Here is an 18,183-nt window from a genome sequence, read left to right on the forward strand (position 1 = left end):
GCCGCACCCAAAAAGAAGATCGGGAAGCAGACAGACATGAACTCCTTCACCCCTGTCACGTCAATCAACGGCCATCCGCCGCCCCACCCATCGACCGGCGATGAAATCATCCGTCTCGTCGATGTCCGCCGTCGGTTTGGCACAACGCCTGCGCTGGACGGCGTTTCGCTGACGGCGCGTCGTGGCGAGATCGTCGGCATCATCGGCCGCAGCGGCGCCGGCAAGTCGACGCTGATTCGTTGCCTGAACGGGCTGGAGCGCGCCGATAGTGGCGAGATCCATATCGAAGGCCGCGACATCGCAGGCCTTTCGGAGAAGGAACTGCAACCGCTGCGCCGCCGCATCGGCATGGTCTTCCAGCACTTCAATCTGCTTTCCGCCAAGACGGTCGAGGAAAATATCGCCCTGCCGTTGAAGATCGAGGGCGTCGCCAAGGCCGAACGGCTGCAGCGGGCGCGCGACCTGCTTGAACTCGTCGGCCTTGCCGACAAGGCAAAGGCCTATCCGGCTGCCCTTTCCGGCGGCCAGAAACAGCGTGTCGGCATTGCCCGCGCTCTCGCTGCACGCCCGGCGCTTCTTCTGTCGGATGAAGCGACCTCGGCGCTCGATCCGGAAACGACGCGATCGATCCTTGCACTGCTCAAGGATATCAATCGCAAGCTCGGGCTCACCATTCTGCTGATCACCCATGAGATGGAAGTGGTGCGCTCGATCGCAGATCGCGTTGCCGTTATCGATGCGGGCCGGATCGTCGAGGAAGGTTCCGTGTGGACCGTCTTCGCCAATCCCGAAACGGACATCACCGCTAGCCTGCTCGGCGGCATTCGCCCGCAGCTTCCCGAACACATTGCCGCCCGCCTGTCGCCGACAGCAGGGGTCGAGGCCATCCTCAGCGTCGACCTCGCCGGTCCGGCGGCGCAAGGAGCGCTCTTCGCCGAGCTTTCCGCAGCGCTACCGCGCTCTTTCCGGCTGGTCCACGGCGGCATCGACCACATCCAGAACCAGCCCGTCGCCCGTTTCTTCATCGCGGTGCCGACGCGTGATGCAGCCTTGCCGGCGCAGGTCAGCGATTTTCTGAAAGCCCGCTCCGCCCGGGTGGAGGTTCTAGGCTATGACAACTGATGTAATCCTCGGCCTGCTTTGGCGCTCCTTCTGGGAGACCGTATGGATGACGACAGCGTCCGGCGTGCTCTCTCTCATCATCGGCCTGCCGCTCGGTCTCGCCCTCGTCGTGACAAGCCGCGGCGGCATTGCCGAGCAACTCGCCGTTAACGGCGTCCTTGCGGCATTGGTCAATGGCTTCCGCGCCGTGCCTTTCGTGATCCTGCTCATCGCGTTGATTCCGCTGACGCGGCTGATCGTCGGCACTGCACTCGGCACCACGGCGGCGATCGTGCCGCTCACCATCGCGGCAATCCCCTATTATGCCCGTATCGCTGAGGTATCCCTGCGGGAAGTCGATCGCGGCCTCATCGACGCGGTGCGTGCCATGGGCGGCAATCGCTGGACCATCATCCGCGAGGTGCTGGTGCCGGAAGCCATGCCCGGCATCGTCGCAGGCTTCACCGTGACGCTGGTGACGCTGATCGGTGCCTCCGCCATGGCGGGCACGATCGGCGGCGGCGGGCTTGGCGATCTTGCCATCCGCTATGGCTACCAGCGCTTCGAAACGGGCGTGATGGTCGCCGTCGTCGTCGTGCTGATCATCCTCGTCTGCGGCATGCAATGGCTTGGCGACCGGCTGGCCGCCAGGCTCGATCGTCGCTAGGACCTTAGCCAGCCCTCCCGCTATTCATGCTCCGCCGCCGGTGCGGCGGGGTTCTGGCGCGCGTCGAGATTAAGCATCGGCACCGCGCCATTTGGAAGCATGGTGGTGGGCAGTTGCCCGTTCCATTTTTCCGCTTGGGTCAGGAAGATCAGGTTGGGGTTATCGCGCAATGCATCGCCGCGGGCCTTGATCGCCTTGGCTTCCGCATCGCCGCGAAGCTGGATCGCCTCGGCATCAGCTTCCGCCTGCAGCCTCACGGAATCGGCCTGTGCCTGCGCATCGGCACGGCGGGCATCAGCCGCCGCCTGCGCCTGCGTCACAGTGATCTGCGCCTGCACCTTCTCGCGCTCGGCATTCTGCCGCAGCTTCTGCACCTCGACTTCAGCGAGCATGCGCTGCTCGATGCTGTTCTCATAAGCGTCGGAGAAATCGATATTCTCGACCTGGACGCTATCGATCTGCACCGGCCCCTGGATACCGGCCTCGATTGCCGCCTGTACGTCCGTGTTGAACTGCGCCCGGTTCTGAATGACGGAGGCGGCGGTGAATTTGCCGAAAACCGTCTTCACGTCCTGCGGCGCACGCCGGGCAATCAGCCGCGATTCCAGATTGCCGATCGAACCGAACTCCGAATAGACATGCTCCACCGCATCTGCAGGCACATGCCAGGAGATCGTCACACGCATGTCGGCGGGCTGCTGATCCTGCGAATAGGCCTGCATCTGCGGATGCTCATTGTTTTCGCAGCTGGCCCCATTCTGACAGGTCCAATAGGTCACCTGCTGCGTCACCGGGATTTTGACGACAGTCTCGATCCAGGGCAGCTTGAAATGCAAGCCCGGTTCGGCCGTACCGACCATGGCGCCGGTGCGCAGGATGACGCCGCGCTCGCCCTGATCGATCGTGTACCATGAACTGAAGACGAGCATCAGCACGGCGATAATGGCAACGATGCCGATAAACGCCGTTGCACGGCCTTTGCTCGCCATGGATGCTATGTCGATTTCCCGGTTTGCCATCGATATCCTCACCATTCCCCAGAGCATTCAAGCGTTTCGCGGAATCGCTTGAATGCTCTAAGTTATTGTTTCCACGCAATTCCGGAGAGAAAACCGCTGCGCGCTTTTCCGAGAATTGCTCCAGTAGCCGAGACATAGATGAGTCGAACCGAAAATGCACTCGTAGGTATACTACGGGCCCATGGCATCCGTTAGTTCCGCGTCACCGGTTTCGAGCGCATGCGCGATACCGTTTCCCGCTCCGCGCGCTTGCAGCGCATTGGCGGCAGACCGCGATCCATCAGATCCATGTCCTCCAGCACCATGTCGCCCATTTTCTTGAAGGCGCTGTCGAGTGCTCCGGCGCGATGGGCAGAGCGGATGAAACCCTTGAGAGCGCGTACCGGATGATCCTTGCCGAGCGGCTCCTCGGGATAGACGTCGCTCGCCGCCACGATATGGCCGGAGGAGACCGCGGCCATCAGCGCATCGAAATCGACGACGTCGGCCCGGCTGAGCAGGATGAAGGCTGCACCCTTGCGCATACGCGCGAAAGCCCCGGCACCGAGAAATCCCTTGTTCTCGCTGGTGACGGAGGCCACCACGAAAATGAAATCGCTGCCCGACAGCACCTCGTCAAGGCTAGCAGGCTGCACACCGTTTTCCCTGAGGATCGACGGCGGCATCCAGGGATCGAACACCTTGATATTGGCCCGGAAGCCCGTCAGCACCCGGTTCAGTGCCTTGCCGAGCTCGCCGAACCCAACAATGCCGATATCGCTGCCCGAAAGCAGCCGGGCGCTGGCATTGCCGTCACCGCCCCAGAGCTCCCTGCCCTCGCGGAAATCCAGATCGGCATCGATGATGCCCCGCGCCAGGCTCAGCGCGAATCCGAGCCCGATCTCGGCGACCGGCTCTGCAAAGACCAGACCCGTGGTGACGACATGGATGCCACGCTCGAAAAGCACATCGTACGGCATGTTGTTGATAAGGTTGCTTTCGACATTCAGGATGCAGCGCAGCTGCGGCATGCGCTCCAGCGTCTCCTTCGACAACGGCGGCTGGCCGATGATGTAGCGCGCTTCTGCCAGCACCTCGTCGCCCAATGCGGCGATTTCATTCGGATCCGCCTCGACGATGCGGTATTTCGAGTGAAGCAGGGATAGCGCGTCCTTGGTGAAAATGAGTTCAAGCGAGCGCGGCTCCGGCGCGCTGATGGCCAAAGGCCTGCTGTCGGTCGTCATCTTAATCTTTCCCTGTTTCAGCGTGCGATCCAATATTATTCGATGGATCAAATCAATCAGGCTTCGTCCTCTTCTCCCGGCATTCCGACAGAGAAGGCGCAGATGCGTGAGAGATGGGTGAGCGGCAGGCCCGTCTCGGCGTGCCAGGCATTGAACTGATCCTGGATCAGCCGCAGGTCCTTCTTCGTCGGCTTGCCTTCCGAGATCGGCAGGCCGGAAAGGCGCAGGCAGACGAGCACATCATGGCTCATGACGAAGCTGTCACGGCCGATCGCCCGCAGGAAATATTGGCCGCTCATGCCGCCGAGCCGTTCTGCCCGCTTGTCGAGCACGCCGAGCAGGCCGATGTGATCCTCAATCGGCCAATCGGCAAAAAACTGGCCGGCGCTGCCATGCTCATCGGCAAGCTGGCGAATGAATTGGGCATTCGCCCGCACCGACATGATCTTGGCGCCGTTGCGGACAATACGCGTGTCGGACGTCAGATCGTGCCAGTAATCATCAGGCGCGAGATTGAGAAAGGCAGGATCGAAACCGGAGAAGGCCGCTTCAAAACCCGGCCACTTGGAATCGATAACGTTGCGGACGAAACCGGCGTAGAAGACATAACGCGTCATCTCCGACAAAAGCCGATCGTCCGGCTGCGCGCGCAAGACATCGCGATCAGGCAATTTCGGCATCAGCGTCTTCAGCGCGGCGGCCCCACCCTTGCGCTTTTCGGCTCGCTCCTCAATCTCCGCAAAGCTTCCCATGGCTGTCTTCCTCCGGCTGCGCTGCACGCCAAGTCATTTATGATCCCGTCGCTCTGCACAAGGGTCTTCGGCGCCTCGGGTATCGGTCAGACGCACCGCATCGTGACGCGCGACCCCAAAATTGATCGCGCTACGCCTTGAATCAACCGGGCGATGATTGAAACAACGGTGACCTGCACCAGTTACGTCCCGAAATTAACTTGAGATTTTGCGCGCCGTGGCATTAACCTCTGCGGCGTCGGATCGGAGCTTCGCACCATGAGCATTAAAGACTGGAATTATCCCATCATGGTCATCTGCAAGCGTACCGGGAAGGTCTATACCGTCGGGACCACGAAGGATGCATTGGACATGCTGCTGAACGCCTGGCCCGTGGCGGAAGGCAAGGCGTTTTTGATGGCCCTGCAGATCTGTGCCGATGTCGAGAGCGGCCACGGGCACCCGCTGGAAGCCCGAAACAGCTTCATGGCCGCGGCAATGGAAGCCGGTGTTCCGATCGAGACCACCATGGTCCAACAGCACTGACCGCGCTCAATAGGTCCCCCCCGAAGACAATTGCTGCGCATTCCGGCAAGATCAGCTAATCCGCTTCCGGCCAAATCCACCCAAAAATGGAGCCTCAACCCGCCTTGTCTTGGCGGGGGCGCAATATATACCGAGGTTGACCTAAGTTATCTGGGTTTTCGGGGATTTAATCATGAAGAAGAACATTCGCGCGGCCCTGGCCGCAGCATTGATTTCGTGCGCCTTCGCATCATCCGCACTCGCTTTTGGCGCAATCGCCGTCGACGACCAGCAGGGCCTTTCTGCAGGGGAAGCCGGCTATGGCCTGGGCTGGGGCTCCAGCCGCGCGGAAGCCGAGCATAATGCCATCAAAGAGTGCCGTTCGGCGGGCAATGACTCCTGCAAGTCGGCCGTGTGGTTCGAACAATGCGGCGCCTATGTCGGCGATCGCGTCAACTACGGCATTGGCTACGGCAGCAGCAAGCGCGAAGCCGAGCGCATGGCGCTGGACAACTGCCCGCATTGCAAGATCGTCGTATCCGACTGCCAGTGATCCGCCGACCTTTCGATCGGCCGCTTGCAAGGTGATTTGAGACGTCCCGCCGCCAGTAGTTCAGCACTTGCGGCGGGCTCGACGAGATCAGTGCTCCACATAAGCTCTTCGGCGCCCGGCATTTTCTATAGGCTGGGCTGCCGCGTCATTCCGACAAGACAATCAATTTTCAAGAAATTGCGAAACTTTTTCCGCTCGCGGGAGTTTCGATGCCAATGTCGGAGCACCATTGAATGAACATGATCATTATGACCAGCGGCGTTCGCTGGAGCGAACCTGTGTACCTGCGCATCGGCTACGGCATGCCGGAGAGAATAAGAAGCCCGAAGGATGCCCTCAACCATCTTCTGTTCCGCTGGCCGACCGTTCGAGGGGAAAAGTATAGTACGGCAAGGCATATTTGCTCGGCGGCGGAAGGAAACTCACTTCTTCACAACGAAGCCAGGATGGCATTTGTTGAAGCCTGCGTCGAAGCTGACGTGCTGGACTAAGCCCGTCGGCATCGATTTTACAGCATCGGGCGCCGCCAAAGGCGCGGCGCTGACCGGTCTGAACCTGTTCGCAAACGCACATTCCGAGAGGTCGACGGCGACAGCCGTCGGACATCCAAACATGGCTTATTCGGACAATAGGCGTGGCAGGTGCTGTTGAAGCAAGCTGCCGGCTCGATCGCGCCCCCTGGCAACAGGCTGACAGAAGCAACCTCGAAGACACCAGGCAAGATGACGTTCGACGCGGAACGCTTTTTGCAATGGTTACCGAAGCATATACGTTTCGGAGGTAGTGCGTTTTGAAACGAAACACTTTGCGACCATTCCCGGCCGTAACACTCGTACTCGGAGAGACCGGCGGATATCGCCGCGTCAATTCGGTACATCAAGTCGCCGAGTTGCTACTGGAGCATTGGCCGGTCGAAAGCGGCGAAGAATATGTGACTGCGGTGCGCATTTGCCTCGAGGCGATGCTGGGCGCCGTTCCTCCGGAGGCCGCACGGGACGCCTTGATCAGGGCCGCCCGGGAGGCGGGCCTATCCGTGATGCAGTGAACTCATCCGGTCATTTCGGAACCAGGTGGGATCTCCGAAGGGGCAATTCATTCTTTGTGAACCAGTGCGGGCGAAGGTGCCAACAAAGGCAGGCGATTCGCCTTGCTGATGACGGAGATGATATGTCGCTTTTAGCATTCCCAGCCGACAGACGCGCCAGTGATATCAGGCGGTGCGCCAGTGCCCTGCAGCAGCTTCACGGAGAGGAAGCAAATCGCTTCTGGCGCTCGGAAATGGCGGGCTTTGCCGCCACCCTGAAACGGCAGGGAATGGATGAAGACGAGATATCGCGCCAAGCTGGGCTCTTCATGCATGCGGTTCTGATGGAACTGCAGTTGGCCTTTGCGGCGGACGAAATGAACGCGTCCGCCTGAGGAGGCTACTTCGGCAGCCGGCAGAACACGATCGATCGGTCGCCGCTCGATGGCGACCTGATCTGCACGGTCCAGTCTGCGCCGGGAAAATGAAATCCCTTCGACGCAACAACGCCCGTAATCTGCGTGCAAGCCTTCCGAGCATCGATGGTCGTCAAGTCGATCGTCGCCGTCACGGAGTATTTCCGGCTGGAAACCTGGCACGGCGCGGTGAACAGGCCAGTATTATCTATCATCTTGCAGACCCGGAACGCGTTGTTCACGGCATCGTCAGCAGCCAATACAGAATTGGCGACCACCAGAGCAGTGGCCGCCGCCAAAAACATCCTCATTGAACACCCCGTTCCCCTGTGGCGGCACGGTGCCAGAGCGCGTTTCGTCTTGCAAGATATCTAGCATGAATTATCCATGGCAGTTTACAAATGCGGGTGATAAGCGGATTTTCTCGCGCCATTCAGTCCGTCTACCGATCATCTAGAGAACAGCGCTCAGGGCTTGCTATCGTTTCTTCCGGACGCAAAGAACTTCGCCCGGCTTGCATTCAAGCACCAACAAAAAGAGCCGCAAAAGCGACCCCTCGTCCGACAATGATTTCATATCGTCTTGTCGTCTTTCTTGCCGAACTGCCTATGCGATCATCGAAAGCACAACGACCCCCAGGATGCTTAAGCCGCCGAAAACAGGCAAAAGCGTCACCATGATATGCCGAGCAAGTCTCTTCTCTCTTGAGGTCATGACCAGATCCTCGCAAATTCCGTGACGCTTGAACACAAAGACGCGCAAGAAGTTTCACTTCCATCGTAGTTTCCTAATCTAAGATGTCGCTGAAAGTATGGCGAGCTGATGGTGGTTATCGTGAGGTCGATGGTGCACCCGTTTGGATACCGCGCCGCCGGCAACTGTTCTTGACCCGAACCTATCTGGCTACTGCGGTTCGCCAATCTCCACAGCGTGCCCATCAGGATCATAAAACCGGAACACGCGCTGTCCCCAGTCTTGTCGCTCGACGGAATGGATCAGCTCAACATGCGGTGCAATTCTTTCGAACGCTGCATCCACATCCTCATGTTCGAAATAGAGAAGCATGTTTCCGCGCCCGTATGGGCTGGACGTTTCAATAGTTTTCTTCCAGACCGTTTGCTCAAGTGACTTCCCGTCATGAATGGCGAAGCCGGTCTCGAAGAGAATGAAGTTCCCGAAATCGCTCAGGATTTTGAGACCCAGCAGGTCGCAATAAAATGCCTTCGAGCGAGCTATGTCGCAGACGAAGGGGATTGGATTGACGAAACGCATTGAGGATGCCAGCTCCTTTGAGGAAATCTGGAGAAGGGTAAGGAAATTCCGATGATTGCCAACCAGTCAATTGGTGATTGTGTTTGGACTTCGATAGCAGGCACCGGTGGGAACGCTAGGCGTGACACAGGGCAAAGCTCGGGTTGGAGGCGGCCCGGTCATCCTGACAACCCGATCGGCATGACTGCTGATCGGGCTTTTACTTTTCGAGAATGAGATTATCTCGTTCTCTTAGTCCGTCAGCTTGCCGATCAAAAGCCCGGCAAAGAGACCAAGCAGGGCCGTAACCATAAGAATGGAACTTGTCGCCGTTGGATTGTCCTTGGCGGCCTGAACTACATTTCTGCCTTCGGTCCGCGCCTGGTCCGCAACATTGGAAACCCTCGTCTTCACCGACGACAGCGCTTCGTCAGCGCGTTCGGAAGCAATGTCAATCCTGCTGGCCAAATCCGCTGAAAGCTTGGCAATCTGATTTCGAAGCTCTTCGATCTGCGCATTGATGTCTTTGTCTAGCGTGATGTCGGCCATTAGATCCTCCTGATAGTGGCGTAAAGTCGCCTGTCAGGAACGGCGATGGCTCGCTTTGGTTCCCTGTCCATTCTGACGAGCGGAATAGGACCATCCTCGCCCGATTCATTACATGTATAGATATTCGGCCGCCCTTGGCGCGGAAAGGTTCATATCCTCACTGGCGGATATCCATGCCAGCCCTTCAGCTTCGCCGGCCTACGGCGTGGCGAAGACGATCCCCGCCACCTCTGGCCTCACATCAGCCGGATCATTCGGGAATTCGACCCCGAATGGCGCTTCTTCGAGAACAAGCGGGCCTGTTCAGCGCGGCAGAGATCGGCGCATCTCACCAGCGTCGGCCGCTCTTCATTGTGGCCCACGCCGACAAAGTCCCTCTACTGTACGAAGATCGTGCTGGTGCTGGTGAACAATTGCTTCCTGATGAAGGACGACGCCGCAGCTGCGGGGTCACAGTTCGGGATCGGCAAGGCCGCGAGGGTTTGGACGCATCTTTGGATGCTCATGCAGGCATGCGGGGCGACACCGACGAAGCCCTTCAGCTTCCCATCTTCCCACCCGCTCCATCTGAGTTTGAACGCTGAGCCCCGATCCTCGCCCGGAGACCTGACCTTCAACCCGAACTTTTCGGATTGGATCATGGGCTGGCCGATCGGGCGGACCGACCCGATGCGGCCGGTAACGGAGTGGTCAGCCTGGCTGCGGCGTATGCGTGGCGAGCTCTCACAGATGCCCACTTTGAAGGGCTTCAAACAGCGCTTAAAGACCCTTCAAAACAGCGGTGAGCCGAGTTTCGCACTTTGCCTACCGGCAAATATAGCGAACCTCGTATTGCGGTTCGATTACAAGAAACGTTTGGGTGGCGGAGCAATGCCGCCCACTCGATGCCAGCCAAGCAATGGCAGTGTCTTGATAAAGGATCATCGGCGTTCTCGTGTCGGCGGCGCCAAGCGTGATCCCTTGTCCGGCACCCTGTAGAGCCGCACCGCCAATACCCAGGGTGATCATCATTCGGTTTTCTGCCGGTTTATCGAAAATCCGCCATTGCGCATTCGTCGATGGATTTACCCATGTGACGACTTTCACGCCGGAGTAATTCTTCATCGCGTAGTCCAAGCCAGCACAGCCGGCCAGACCCGCCACAAGCAAAGCAACCAAGCCAATTTTTTTGAACATGCGATCCCCATCTGCATTCGAAATGAATGCAGAGTGCGTAACGTGAGTCGAGGGTTTTAGGGAGTGCCTGGAGGGTGACCTGCGATCCTATAATTCGGCGCTCCCCACGTGGTCTTGGGCGCGGTCGGCAGAAAACCATAAATTCCGGAAGCCCGTGTCAAAATTCCGGGAAGTCGCGTCCGGCTACACCCAAGGTATTGATATTATACGGGGAATTTTGGTAGCGGAGGAGGGATTTGAACCCCCGACACAAGGATTATGATTCCTCTGCTCTGACCTACTGAGCTACTCCGCCACGTCTGCGCATAATAATTGTCTATGATGCACAAAGGTCAAACGAACCACTGCTCGAAAAGCGTTGGCCCGTCGGTTGAGCGGCTTATAAGGTGCGGCTCGGCTTGGTGTCAAGCGGATGATTTGGAAAAATCAGTGCTTTCTCTTGGCCGGGCCGCTTACTCCTTAAGCCGCGACAGGGCTTGCCAGCAAAGCCTTCAGGGAGGCCTCGGCAATCGGCTCGCGCTCGGAGCGCTCGATGAAGCCGCCGCCGTAGACGCGGGCATCGTCGCCGGGCGCTGAATAGAGCGCGCAGGCCTGCCCCGGAGCAACGCCGGCCTCGCCGATCGTCAGGTCGACATAAATGCCGCTGGCATCGGTGTGCAACACGGCCGGCGACGGTGCGCGGGTGGAGCGGACCTTGGCGTAACAGGCAAAGCCCTCGCCTGAAGCCGCCTGCATCAGCGTTTCGTCGCCCAGCCAGTTAGCGTCGCGCAGATAGACGCGGTGCGTTTCCAGCGCTTCCTTCGGGCCGACGATGACGCGGCGCGAGCGGGCGTCGAGATAGACGACGTAGAGCGGCTCGCCGGTGGCGATGCCGATGCCGCGGCGCTGGCCGATCGTATAATGCAGGATGCCCTCGTGCTGGCCCAGCACACGGCCGTCAAGATGGACGATTTCGCCGGCGAGCGCCGCATTCGGCTTCAGCTTGGCTATCACATCGGAATATTTGCCCTGCGGCACGAAACAGATGTCCTGGCTGTCGGCCTTCTTGGCGACGACAAGGCCCATCTCCTCGGCAAGCGCCCGCGTCTCCGCCTTCGGCATGCCGCCGAGCGGAAAGCGCAGATAGTCGATCTGCTCCTGCGTCGTCGCAAAGAGGAAATAGCTCTGGTCACGATCGGCATCGGCCGGGCGATAGAGCGCACGGCGGCCGGGATTGTCGGCAGAGGGGTTCGGGCGCGAGCGAATGTAGTGGCCGGTCGCCAGAGCATCGGCGCCGAGCTCCTTGGCGGTCAACAGAAGGTCGGCGAATTTGACGGTCTGGTTGCAGGCAACGCAGGGGATCGGCGTCTCGCCGGCGACATAGCTCTCGGCGAAAGGATTGATCACCGTCTCGCGGAAGCGCTTTTCGTAATCGAGCACGTAATGCGGGATGCCGAGCGTCTCGCAGACGCGGCGCGCATCGTCGATATCCTGGCCGGCGCAACAGGAGCCGGCGCGATGCACGGCCGCGCCATGATCGTAGAGCTGCAGCGTGATGCCGAGCACATCATAGCCCTGCCGTTTCAAAATGCCGGCGACGACGGAGCTGTCAACGCCGCCCGACATGGCGACGACGACGCGGGTATCTTCCGGCCTCTTGTCAAAATCCAGTGTATTCACGGTCGTTGCCGCCAGTCTTGAACGATCTTCGATGCTGCCGAGCGGGATGACTTTTTTTTCGAAACGTCGTCACGCTCTCGCTATTTGATGTCGCATGATCTTATCCAAAAACCGCTGCACACTTTTTGGGATCATGCTCTTCTCGCCGAATGCCATGCAAAAGCGGCGAATTTTCATGCGGGACAATGGGCCGCACACTTTGCAGCCCGCCTCAATTGTGGACGGATATAGAAAGGATTGCCATCCGGCGCAAGGGGCAGGCCGATATGCGAATCACCCCTTGGCCTTCAAATGCCCGATCAGATTGCGCCCGCGCCGCAGCACGGTGACGGCCGACCCGATCGCAACGACCCAGAGGGCAACGGTCAGGACCCATATGCCGCCGCTCCACAAGGCCTCGACAACAGAGAGGAGCGCCGCAGCGGTGACGACCGCCATGCGATGCTGCTTGGCCATCGGGCCGGAGAAATCACTGGGGTTCCCGGTGGCGCGCCCGAGTTCACGGACATAGGCGGTCAGCACCGCGAAAGCGGCCGCAGCCCAGCCGAGGCCCGGCGCTGCTATGCCGTAGCCGATGCCGGCAAGGATGAGAATATCGGCGATACGGTCCGGGAATTCGTTCCAGAAGGGTCCGTCAGCCTCGCCCTTGCCGCCCTCGACCGCCACCATTCCATCGAGCAGGTTGCAGAGCAGGCGCAATTGGCAGAACAGCGCCGAAAGGATCAGCAGCAGCACGCGCATACCGACGCCGCCGGATCCGGAAAGCCAGAAGCAACCTCCGGCCAGCGCCGCCATCGCCATGCTCGCCTGCGAAATCTGGTTCGGCGTCACCGAAAGCGCGGTCATGCGCCGCGCCAAGGCCTGCGCCCAGCGCGTGTTGCGGCTGGCTAGAGGCCGCCTGTCGCCTGCTCCCTCACCCTTCATGGCCCTCACCTGTCATACTTTGACGCCTCCCGCCGGAAATCGAATAATTGTAGATCGCCGCATAGCTCGATGACACCAGCAGCGGCACCGCGATCGTCTTCAGTATCTCCGGCGTGCCGCTGAGAGCATGGATCGTCACCAGGATCGCCGCGGAACCCAGACAGGCGATCAGCGGCGGCGCCCAGAGGACTGTAAAGCCGCTGAACCGCCGTGACAGGGCCTCGACGGCCGACTTCAGAAACAGCGTCAGGCAGCCCGAAAGCACGCCTTGCACAAGACCCGCAATCAAAGGCCGCGGCATCGGATGCGTGCGATTGGCGAAGACGGCCCAGCCGCCCATGGCAAGGAACGCGAAAAGCACGTGCACGATGCTGCTGCCGGCAAGCGCTTTCAGCCTGCCTGTCATGACACTGACCACCAGAAGCGGACGAGATGGAAGAAGATGGGCGCCGAGAAGACGACCGAATCCAGCCGGTCGATCAGCCCGCCATGGCCTTCGATCAGGTGGCCCCAATCCTTGACGCCGCGGTCCCGCTTGATTGCCGACATCACCAAGCCGCCGAAGAAGCCCATGATCGTGATGACAAAGGCGAGCAGGCCCGCCTGCAGCGGCGTGAACGGCGTTACCCACCAGAGCGCCGCCCCGATCAGCGAAGCGCTGATGACGCCGCCGACGAAGCCCTCCACCGTCTTCGACGGCGACAGCCGCGGCGCGATCTTGGTTTTCCCGAAGAGCTTGCCCCAGACATATTGCAACACGTCGCTCAATTGGACGACGATCACCAGGAAGGCGATGAGCAGCACGTTGCGGCCTTCATAGCCCGGAATATGCAGGGTGAGCAGTGCGGGCACATGCGAGGCGCAGAAGACGCAGATCATCAGCGCCCATTGCACTTCGGCGATGCGCACCAGGAACCGCTCGGTATCGCCGCGCAGCACCGCGACGATGGGCATGAACAGGAAGGCATAAACGGGAATGAAGATCGAATAGATGCCATATTGCTCGGCCCAGAGCAGGTAATATTGCACCGGCAGGGCAACGAAGAAGGCGGCGGCAAGCGCCCAATGATCGGCGCGTCTTGTGTTGATCAGCGTCACAAATTCGCGCAGCGCGGCAAAGGAGCAGAAGGCAAAGAGCAAGATGACGCCGGCACGCCCGGCCACGAAAGCGATGCCGATCAGCACCACCATCACCCACCAGGCCTTGATGCGTGCATTCAGGTTTTCGATCGCCGCATTCGATCCATCCGGCGACAAGCGCCGCTGCAGCACGTAGCCGACAATGGAAGCGACGATCAGCACGCCAAAAATGCCGAGGACAAGGTGGATCAGATCGGCGCTGGCAGCATTCATGCTCAGTCTCCCGCCCGCTTCGGCGCAAGCGCCAGCAACGCCGATTCGGCTCTCGCCAGGAAACCCGCCTTCTCCTCGGTCTCGCCGATATGCAGCGCCTCGCCGAAGGTAACGGTGCAGATCAGCGGAATGGGCACGAACTCGCCCTTGGGCATGACGCGATTGAGATTGTCGATCCAGACGGGGACGAGATCGATATCCGGGCGGGCCTGGGCAAGATGGAAGAGCCCGCTCTTGAACGGCTGCAGCGGCACCTCCGTCAGATTGCGCGTACCCTCCGGAAACAGGATCAACGAAGAGCCGGCATCGAGTGCCTGCGCCATCTGCGTGACCGGATCTTCCTTGCGCGCCTCGCGATCCCGCTCGATCAGCACCGCATTGAAGACATCGCGGCCGATGAAACTGTTGAGCTTCGATTTCAGCCAGTAGTCGGCGCCGGCCACGGGCCGAACACGCCGGCGCAGCCGGGGCGGCAGCACTGCCCAGATGAGGATGAAATCACCATGGCTGGAATGATTGGCGAAATAGATGCAACGGCCGGTATGCATGCCGCTCTCGGGCCAGATCGCCCTGACGGCGGTAACGGCTCGCGCAAACAGCACGATCGCCACTGATACGGGCTTTGCCAGCCACTCTATCGGCTTGCCCATCCCTTCCCCAAAAATCGTTTTCCAGAGTGCCTCCATGGCAAAGAGATAGGCCCGTTTGACCGGCCTCGATAGCCCGCCCGGCCGACTTATCCACAACCCTGCCAACAGTAGTGGAAACCCGGCGCAACTTGCGTCGCGCCGGGTTTCAGGACGGCTCTTGGGAGGTGCAAATGGATGCCCCACCTCCTTTGCGAAGGCGGCGGGCTTAGTCGACGTTGAAGACCAACGGCTTGGCCTGGCGGATCGCGTGATGGGCGGTCAGCTTGGCCAACACATCATCGCTGATTGGGCCATCGACATAAAGCAGCGCGATCGCGTCGCCGCCCTGCTTGTCTCGGCCGAGCTGGAAGTTGGCGATGTTGACGCCAGCGGAGCCGAGCGTCGTGCCGATGAAGCCGATCATGCCGGGAACGTCGGTATTGGCGAGGTAGACCATGTGGTTGCCGACATCGGCGTCGAGGTTGATGCCCTTGATCTGGATGAAGCGCGGCTTGCCATCCGAGAAGACGGTGCCGGCAACAGAGCGGGTCATGGTGTCGGTGGTGACAGTCAGCTTGATGTAGCCATCATAGACGCCGGTCTTGTCGCGCTTGACTTCGGCAAGCACGATGCCCTTTTCCTTGATCATGATCGGCGCCGAAACCATGTTGACATCGGCGACCTGATTGCGGATGAGACCGGCCAGCAGCGCGCTCGTCAACGCCTTGGTGTTCATGCCGGCGGTGATGCCGTCATAAAGGATCTCGATTTCCTTGATCGGGTCTTCCGTGACCTGGCCGACGAAGGCGCCGAGAACATCGGCAAGCTTTATGAACGGCTTTAGGATCGGCGCTTCCTCGGCGGTGATCGACGGCATGTTGATCGCGTTGGAAACCGCACCCTTGACGAGGTAGTCGGCCATCTGCTCGGCGACCTGGAGAGCGACGTTCTCCTGCGCTTCCGTTGTGGACGCGCCGAGATGCGGCGTGCAGACGACGTTCGGCAGGCCGAACAGCGGGCTTTCCTTGGCGGGCTCGACTTCGAAGACGTCGAAGGCGGCACCGGCGACATGGCCCGACTTGATAGCAGCGGCAAGAGCCGCCTCATCCACGAGACCGCCACGGGCGCAGTTGATGATGCGCACGCCCGGCTTGATCTTGGCGAGCGCTGCGGCGTCGATGATGTTGCGGGTCTTGTCCGTCAGCGGCACGTGCAGGGTGATGAAATCGGCGCGAGCGAACAGCTCGTCGAGCTCGACCTTGGTGACGCCCATTTCCTCGGCACGTTCCTTCGAAAGGAACGGGTCATAGGCAACGACATGCATCTTCAGGCCGATGGCGCGGGCAATGACGATAGAACCGATATTGCCGGCGCCGATGACGCCGAGCGTCTTGCCGGTGATCTCGACACCCATGAACTTTGACTTTTCCCACTTGCCGGCCTGGGTCGAGGCGTCGGCAGAGGGAAGCTGGCGGGCAACGGCGAACATCAGGGCGATGGCATGCTCGGCCGTGGTGATCGAATTGCCGAACGGCGTGTTCATGACGATGATACCGCGGCGCGAAGCGGCGGGAATATCGACATTGTCGACACCGATACCGGCGCGGCCGACGACCTTGAGGTTCTTGGCCGCTTCGATGATCTTCTCGGTCACCTTGGTGGCGGACCGGATGGCGAGACCATCGTAATTGCCGATGATTTCGAACAGCTTGTCCTTGTCCTTGCCGAGCTGTGGCTGGAAATCGACTTCGACGCCGCGATCGCGGAAAATCTGGACGGCGGTTTCCGACAGTTCGTCGGATACGAGAACGCGAGGTGCCATGATAGGCCTCCTGAAAGGGTCAGCGATGATGAGCAATTCCAGGAAGATGCGAAGCGGTTTTCCGTCCGGAATTGCGTGAAAGCAAACAGATAATTCGGAATGCTGGGCTCCGCCCTATCGGCGGAGCCGTGAACGCTTGAAGTCTCAGGCAGCGGCCTGGGAGAGCGTCGCCTTCTGCGTTTCGAAGGCCCAGGAAAGCCAGGGCATCAGTTTCTGCATGTCGGCGGCTTCGATCGTCGCACCGGCCCATATGCGCAGGCCCGACGGTGCGTCGCGATAGTGGCCGACGTCATAGGCGACGCCTTCCTTTTCGAGAAGCGCGACCAGACCCTTGGCGAAATTCGCCTGGCCGTCTTCGTCCAGAGCGGCGATATCCTTGTCGACGATCTTCAGGCAGACGGACGTGTTGGACTGCGTCTCGGCCTTGGCGGCGAGATTGGCGATCCAGCCGTTGGCGGCGACGAAGTCATGGATGACCTTGGCGTTGGCGTCGGCGCGGCCGATCAGCGCCTTGAGGCCGCCGATCTCCTTGGCCCAGAGCAGAGCATCGATATAATCCTCGACGCAAAGCATCGACGGCGTGTTGATCGTCTCGCCGGTGAAGATGCCTTCGATGAGCTTGCCGCCGCTGGTCATGCGGAAGATCTTCGGCAGCGGCCAGGCGGGCTGATAGGTGGTCAGACGCTCGACGGCGCGCGGCGACAGGATGATGACGCCGTGCGCGCCTTCGCCGCCGAGAACCTTCTGCCAGGAGAAGGTGACGACATCGAGCTTGGCAAAGTCGAGGTTCTGCGCGAAAGCGGCCGAGGTGGCATCGCAGATCGTCAGGCCCTTGCGGTCGGCCGGGATGAAATCGGCGTTCGGAACGCGGACACCGGAGGTGGTGCCGTTCCAGGTGAAGACCACGTCGCGGTCGAAATCGACGGTGGAAAGATCGGGCAGTTCGCCGTAGCCGGCTTCGAGCTTGCGGACGTCCTTGAGCTTCAGCTGCTTGACGACGTCGGTGACCCAGCCAGCGCCGAAGCTTTCCCAGGCGAGCATGTCGACACCGCGCTCTCCAAGCAGCGACCAAAGCGCCATTTCCACGGCGCCGGTATCTGAAGCGGGAACGATGCCGATGCGGTAATCCGCCGGCACTTCCAGAATTTCGCGGGTAAGATCAATGGCCTGCTTCAGCTTGGCTTTGCCAACCTTCGCGCGGTGCGAACGGCCAAGGGCCGCGTCGGAAAGAGCGTCGAGCGACCAACCGGGGCGCTTCGAGCAGGGGCCAGAAGAAAAATGGGTATTCTCCGGACGCGTGTCCGGCTTGGCGAGCTTAGTCATGATGCTATCCTCTCAGATAGAAAGCCCTTCGTTGGGGAAGGGTGTCCCGCCGCCGGATATATTGGAAGCCGCCTGCAAGCGCAACAGAAAAATATACTCGTGTTGCTGCATCACGGATTCGTGCGAAAAGTTTGATGGGGCAAGTTACACGCAATGAAATTAGGTCAAATTCAGCCTCACAAAAGCTGGTTTCTGTGCCGACACGCAATCATATAAAGCATGGCGCTTATTGACTTGC

Annotated in this window: 22 protein-coding genes, 1 tRNA gene and 1 pseudogene; 9 read left to right on the top strand and 15 right to left on the bottom strand. The window is 60.1% G+C overall.

What is annotated here, in order from left to right; all coding sequences use genetic code 11:
- Nucleotides 1-36 precede the first annotated feature (36 nt).
- Nucleotides 37-1,122: a methionine ABC transporter ATP-binding protein gene (locus AB8B29_RS12340; RefSeq protein WP_113118522.1), complete on the top strand. Its 1,086-nt coding sequence runs from the start codon at nt 37-39 to the stop codon at nt 1,120-1,122.
- Nucleotides 1,112-1,768: a methionine ABC transporter permease gene (locus AB8B29_RS12345; protein WP_113118523.1), complete on the top strand. Its 657-nt coding sequence runs from the start codon at nt 1,112-1,114 to the stop codon at nt 1,766-1,768. The genes AB8B29_RS12340 and AB8B29_RS12345 overlap by 11 nt, the downstream gene beginning before the upstream one ends.
- Nucleotides 1,769-1,788: 20 nt before the next feature.
- Here AB8B29_RS12345 and AB8B29_RS12350 read toward each other — a convergent pair whose 3' ends face one another.
- The 3 genes from AB8B29_RS12350 to AB8B29_RS12360 all read right to left on the bottom strand — a co-directional run bounded on the left by AB8B29_RS12350 (nt 1,789) and on the right by AB8B29_RS12360 (nt 4,762).
- Nucleotides 1,789-2,787 (bottom strand): SPFH domain-containing protein, encoded by a 999-nt coding sequence (locus tag AB8B29_RS12350; protein ID WP_037196538.1) that lies wholly within the window; start codon nt 2,785-2,787, stop codon nt 1,789-1,791.
- A gap of 191 nt (nt 2,788-2,978) precedes the next feature.
- On the bottom strand, nt 2,979-4,010 hold the full coding sequence (locus AB8B29_RS12355; protein WP_047639019.1) for a hydroxyacid dehydrogenase: 1,032 nt from the start codon (nt 4,008-4,010) through the stop codon (nt 2,979-2,981).
- Between the two features lie 56 nt (nt 4,011-4,066).
- Nucleotides 4,067-4,762, bottom strand: a complete 696-nt coding sequence (locus AB8B29_RS12360) for a DNA-3-methyladenine glycosylase I (RefSeq protein WP_047638935.1) — start codon at nt 4,760-4,762, stop codon at nt 4,067-4,069.
- A 258-nt stretch (nt 4,763-5,020) separates the two neighbouring features.
- Here AB8B29_RS12360 and AB8B29_RS12365 point away from each other — a divergent pair, with 258 nt between their 5' ends.
- From AB8B29_RS12365 to AB8B29_RS12385, 5 genes are all read left to right on the top strand, one after another.
- Nucleotides 5,021-5,287 (top strand): DUF982 domain-containing protein, encoded by a 267-nt coding sequence (locus AB8B29_RS12365; protein ID WP_047555395.1) that lies wholly within the window; start codon nt 5,021-5,023, stop codon nt 5,285-5,287.
- A gap of 172 nt (nt 5,288-5,459) precedes the next feature.
- Nucleotides 5,460-5,819, top strand: a complete 360-nt coding sequence (locus AB8B29_RS12370; RefSeq protein ID WP_080760475.1) for a DUF4189 domain-containing protein — start codon at nt 5,460-5,462, stop codon at nt 5,817-5,819.
- A gap of 233 nt (nt 5,820-6,052) precedes the next feature.
- On the top strand, nt 6,053-6,310 hold the full coding sequence (locus AB8B29_RS12375) for a DUF982 domain-containing protein (RefSeq protein WP_047555394.1): 258 nt from the start codon (nt 6,053-6,055) through the stop codon (nt 6,308-6,310).
- A 299-nt stretch (nt 6,311-6,609) separates the two neighbouring features.
- A complete protein-coding gene (locus tag AB8B29_RS12380; protein ID WP_037196530.1) occupies nt 6,610-6,864 on the top strand; it encodes a DUF982 domain-containing protein in 255 nt (84 codons plus the stop codon).
- Between the two features lie 122 nt (nt 6,865-6,986).
- Complete coding sequence (locus tag AB8B29_RS12385; protein WP_037196529.1) at nt 6,987-7,238, top strand: DUF6074 family protein; 252 nt, start codon at nt 6,987-6,989, stop codon at nt 7,236-7,238.
- Between the two features lie 5 nt (nt 7,239-7,243).
- Here AB8B29_RS12385 and AB8B29_RS12390 read toward each other — a convergent pair whose 3' ends face one another.
- The 3 genes from AB8B29_RS12390 to AB8B29_RS12400 form a co-directional block, all read right to left on the bottom strand.
- Complete coding sequence (locus tag AB8B29_RS12390) at nt 7,244-7,564, bottom strand: hypothetical protein (RefSeq protein ID WP_234903749.1); 321 nt, start codon at nt 7,562-7,564, stop codon at nt 7,244-7,246.
- 598 nt (nt 7,565-8,162) lie between these two features.
- Nucleotides 8,163-8,531 (bottom strand): VOC family protein, encoded by a 369-nt coding sequence (locus AB8B29_RS12395; RefSeq protein WP_113118524.1) that lies wholly within the window; start codon nt 8,529-8,531, stop codon nt 8,163-8,165.
- A gap of 231 nt (nt 8,532-8,762) precedes the next feature.
- A complete protein-coding gene (locus AB8B29_RS12400) occupies nt 8,763-9,059 on the bottom strand; it encodes a hypothetical protein (protein ID WP_051963452.1) in 297 nt (98 codons plus the stop codon).
- Nucleotides 9,060-9,212: 153 nt separating this feature from the next.
- On the opposite strand from AB8B29_RS12400, the pseudogene AB8B29_RS12405 reads away from it, so the two are divergent.
- Both AB8B29_RS12405 and AB8B29_RS12410 read left to right on the top strand, forming a co-directional pair.
- Nucleotides 9,213-9,299: pseudogene (locus AB8B29_RS12405) on the top strand (DNA cytosine methyltransferase); the annotation flags it as partial.
- 32 nt (nt 9,300-9,331) lie between these two features.
- A complete protein-coding gene (locus AB8B29_RS12410) occupies nt 9,332-9,643 on the top strand; it encodes a hypothetical protein (protein WP_439006549.1) in 312 nt (103 codons plus the stop codon).
- 220 nt (nt 9,644-9,863) lie between these two features.
- Here the strand turns inward: AB8B29_RS12410 and AB8B29_RS12415 are convergent, their stop codons facing one another.
- The 9 genes from AB8B29_RS12415 to AB8B29_RS12455 all read right to left on the bottom strand — a co-directional run bounded on the left by AB8B29_RS12415 (nt 9,864) and on the right by AB8B29_RS12455 (nt 17,945).
- On the bottom strand, nt 9,864-10,235 hold the full coding sequence (locus tag AB8B29_RS12415; protein ID WP_439006550.1) for a hypothetical protein: 372 nt from the start codon (nt 10,233-10,235) through the stop codon (nt 9,864-9,866).
- Nucleotides 10,236-10,453: 218 nt separating this feature from the next.
- Nucleotides 10,454-10,530, bottom strand: a tRNA-Met gene (locus AB8B29_RS12420).
- A gap of 164 nt (nt 10,531-10,694) precedes the next feature.
- Entirely contained in the window at nt 10,695-11,894 is a 1,200-nt protein-coding gene (gene mnmA / locus AB8B29_RS12425) for a tRNA 2-thiouridine(34) synthase MnmA (RefSeq protein ID WP_037196525.1), read from the bottom strand.
- Nucleotides 11,895-12,167: 273 nt separating this feature from the next.
- Nucleotides 12,168-12,818, bottom strand: coding sequence for a CDP-alcohol phosphatidyltransferase family protein (locus AB8B29_RS12430; RefSeq protein WP_037196523.1), 651 nt, complete (start codon nt 12,816-12,818; stop codon nt 12,168-12,170).
- Nucleotides 12,808-13,224 carry a hypothetical protein gene (locus AB8B29_RS12435; protein WP_037196521.1) on the bottom strand — a complete coding sequence of 139 codons (417 nt, stop codon included), beginning with the start codon at nt 13,222-13,224 and terminating at the stop codon, nt 12,808-12,810. Before AB8B29_RS12435 ends, AB8B29_RS12430 begins: the two co-directional genes overlap by 11 nt.
- The gene (locus AB8B29_RS12440) at nt 13,221-14,171 is read right to left on the bottom strand and encodes a phosphatidate cytidylyltransferase (protein WP_037196519.1); all 951 of its coding nucleotides are present in this window, start codon (nt 14,169-14,171) and stop codon (nt 13,221-13,223) included. The genes AB8B29_RS12435 and AB8B29_RS12440 overlap by 4 nt, the downstream gene beginning before the upstream one ends.
- A 2-nt stretch (nt 14,172-14,173) precedes the next feature.
- Entirely contained in the window at nt 14,174-14,821 is a 648-nt protein-coding gene (locus AB8B29_RS12445; protein WP_051963448.1) for a lysophospholipid acyltransferase family protein, read from the bottom strand.
- Between the two features lie 205 nt (nt 14,822-15,026).
- Nucleotides 15,027-16,622, bottom strand: coding sequence for a phosphoglycerate dehydrogenase (gene serA, locus AB8B29_RS12450; protein ID WP_037196518.1), 1,596 nt, complete (start codon nt 16,620-16,622; stop codon nt 15,027-15,029).
- 144 nt (nt 16,623-16,766) lie between these two features.
- Nucleotides 16,767-17,945: a phosphoserine transaminase gene (locus AB8B29_RS12455; RefSeq protein WP_037196517.1), complete on the bottom strand. Its 1,179-nt coding sequence runs from the start codon at nt 17,943-17,945 to the stop codon at nt 16,767-16,769.
- Between the last annotated feature and the right edge of the window lie 238 nt (nt 17,946-18,183).

The organism is Rhizobium sp. 11_C7_N12_5 (genome assembly GCF_051811145.1).
Classification (GTDB): Bacteria; Pseudomonadota; Alphaproteobacteria; order Rhizobiales; family Rhizobiaceae; genus Rhizobium; species Rhizobium lusitanum.

Bases quoted from the DNA above. Each gene is read 5' to 3' on its own strand.
- AB8B29_RS12340 (WP_113118522.1), top strand. From the start codon at position 37: ATGAACTCCTTCACCCCTGTCACGTCAATCAACGGCCATCCGCCGCCC.
- AB8B29_RS12345 (WP_113118523.1), top strand. From the start codon at position 1,112: ATGACAACTGATGTAATCCTCGGCCTGCTTTGGCGCTCCTTCTGGGAG.
- AB8B29_RS12350 (WP_037196538.1), bottom strand. From the start codon at position 2,787: ATGGCAAACCGGGAAATCGACATAGCATCCATGGCGAGCAAAGGCCGT.
- AB8B29_RS12355 (WP_047639019.1), bottom strand. From the start codon at position 4,010: ATGACGACCGACAGCAGGCCTTTGGCCATCAGCGCGCCGGAGCCGCGC.
- AB8B29_RS12360 (WP_047638935.1), bottom strand. From the start codon at position 4,762: ATGGGAAGCTTTGCGGAGATTGAGGAGCGAGCCGAAAAGCGCAAGGGT.
- AB8B29_RS12365 (WP_047555395.1), top strand. From the start codon at position 5,021: ATGAGCATTAAAGACTGGAATTATCCCATCATGGTCATCTGCAAGCGT.
- AB8B29_RS12370 (WP_080760475.1), top strand. From the start codon at position 5,460: ATGAAGAAGAACATTCGCGCGGCCCTGGCCGCAGCATTGATTTCGTGC.
- AB8B29_RS12375 (WP_047555394.1), top strand. From the start codon at position 6,053: ATGAACATGATCATTATGACCAGCGGCGTTCGCTGGAGCGAACCTGTG.
- AB8B29_RS12385 (WP_037196529.1), top strand. From the start codon at position 6,987: ATGTCGCTTTTAGCATTCCCAGCCGACAGACGCGCCAGTGATATCAGG.
- AB8B29_RS12390 (WP_234903749.1), bottom strand. From the start codon at position 7,564: ATGTTTTTGGCGGCGGCCACTGCTCTGGTGGTCGCCAATTCTGTATTG.
- AB8B29_RS12395 (WP_113118524.1), bottom strand. From the start codon at position 8,531: ATGCGTTTCGTCAATCCAATCCCCTTCGTCTGCGACATAGCTCGCTCG.
- AB8B29_RS12400 (WP_051963452.1), bottom strand. From the start codon at position 9,059: ATGGCCGACATCACGCTAGACAAAGACATCAATGCGCAGATCGAAGAG.
- AB8B29_RS12410 (WP_439006549.1), top strand. From the start codon at position 9,332: ATGGCGCTTCTTCGAGAACAAGCGGGCCTGTTCAGCGCGGCAGAGATC.
- AB8B29_RS12415 (WP_439006550.1), bottom strand. From the start codon at position 10,235: ATGTTCAAAAAAATTGGCTTGGTTGCTTTGCTTGTGGCGGGTCTGGCC.
- AB8B29_RS12430 (WP_037196523.1), bottom strand. From the start codon at position 12,818: ATGAAGGGTGAGGGAGCAGGCGACAGGCGGCCTCTAGCCAGCCGCAAC.
- AB8B29_RS12435 (WP_037196521.1), bottom strand. From the start codon at position 13,224: ATGACAGGCAGGCTGAAAGCGCTTGCCGGCAGCAGCATCGTGCACGTG.
- AB8B29_RS12440 (WP_037196519.1), bottom strand. From the start codon at position 14,171: ATGAATGCTGCCAGCGCCGATCTGATCCACCTTGTCCTCGGCATTTTT.
- AB8B29_RS12445 (WP_051963448.1), bottom strand. From the start codon at position 14,821: ATGGGCAAGCCGATAGAGTGGCTGGCAAAGCCCGTATCAGTGGCGATC.
- serA (WP_037196518.1), bottom strand. From the start codon at position 16,622: ATGGCACCTCGCGTTCTCGTATCCGACGAACTGTCGGAAACCGCCGTC.
- AB8B29_RS12455 (WP_037196517.1), bottom strand. From the start codon at position 17,945: ATGACTAAGCTCGCCAAGCCGGACACGCGTCCGGAGAATACCCATTTT.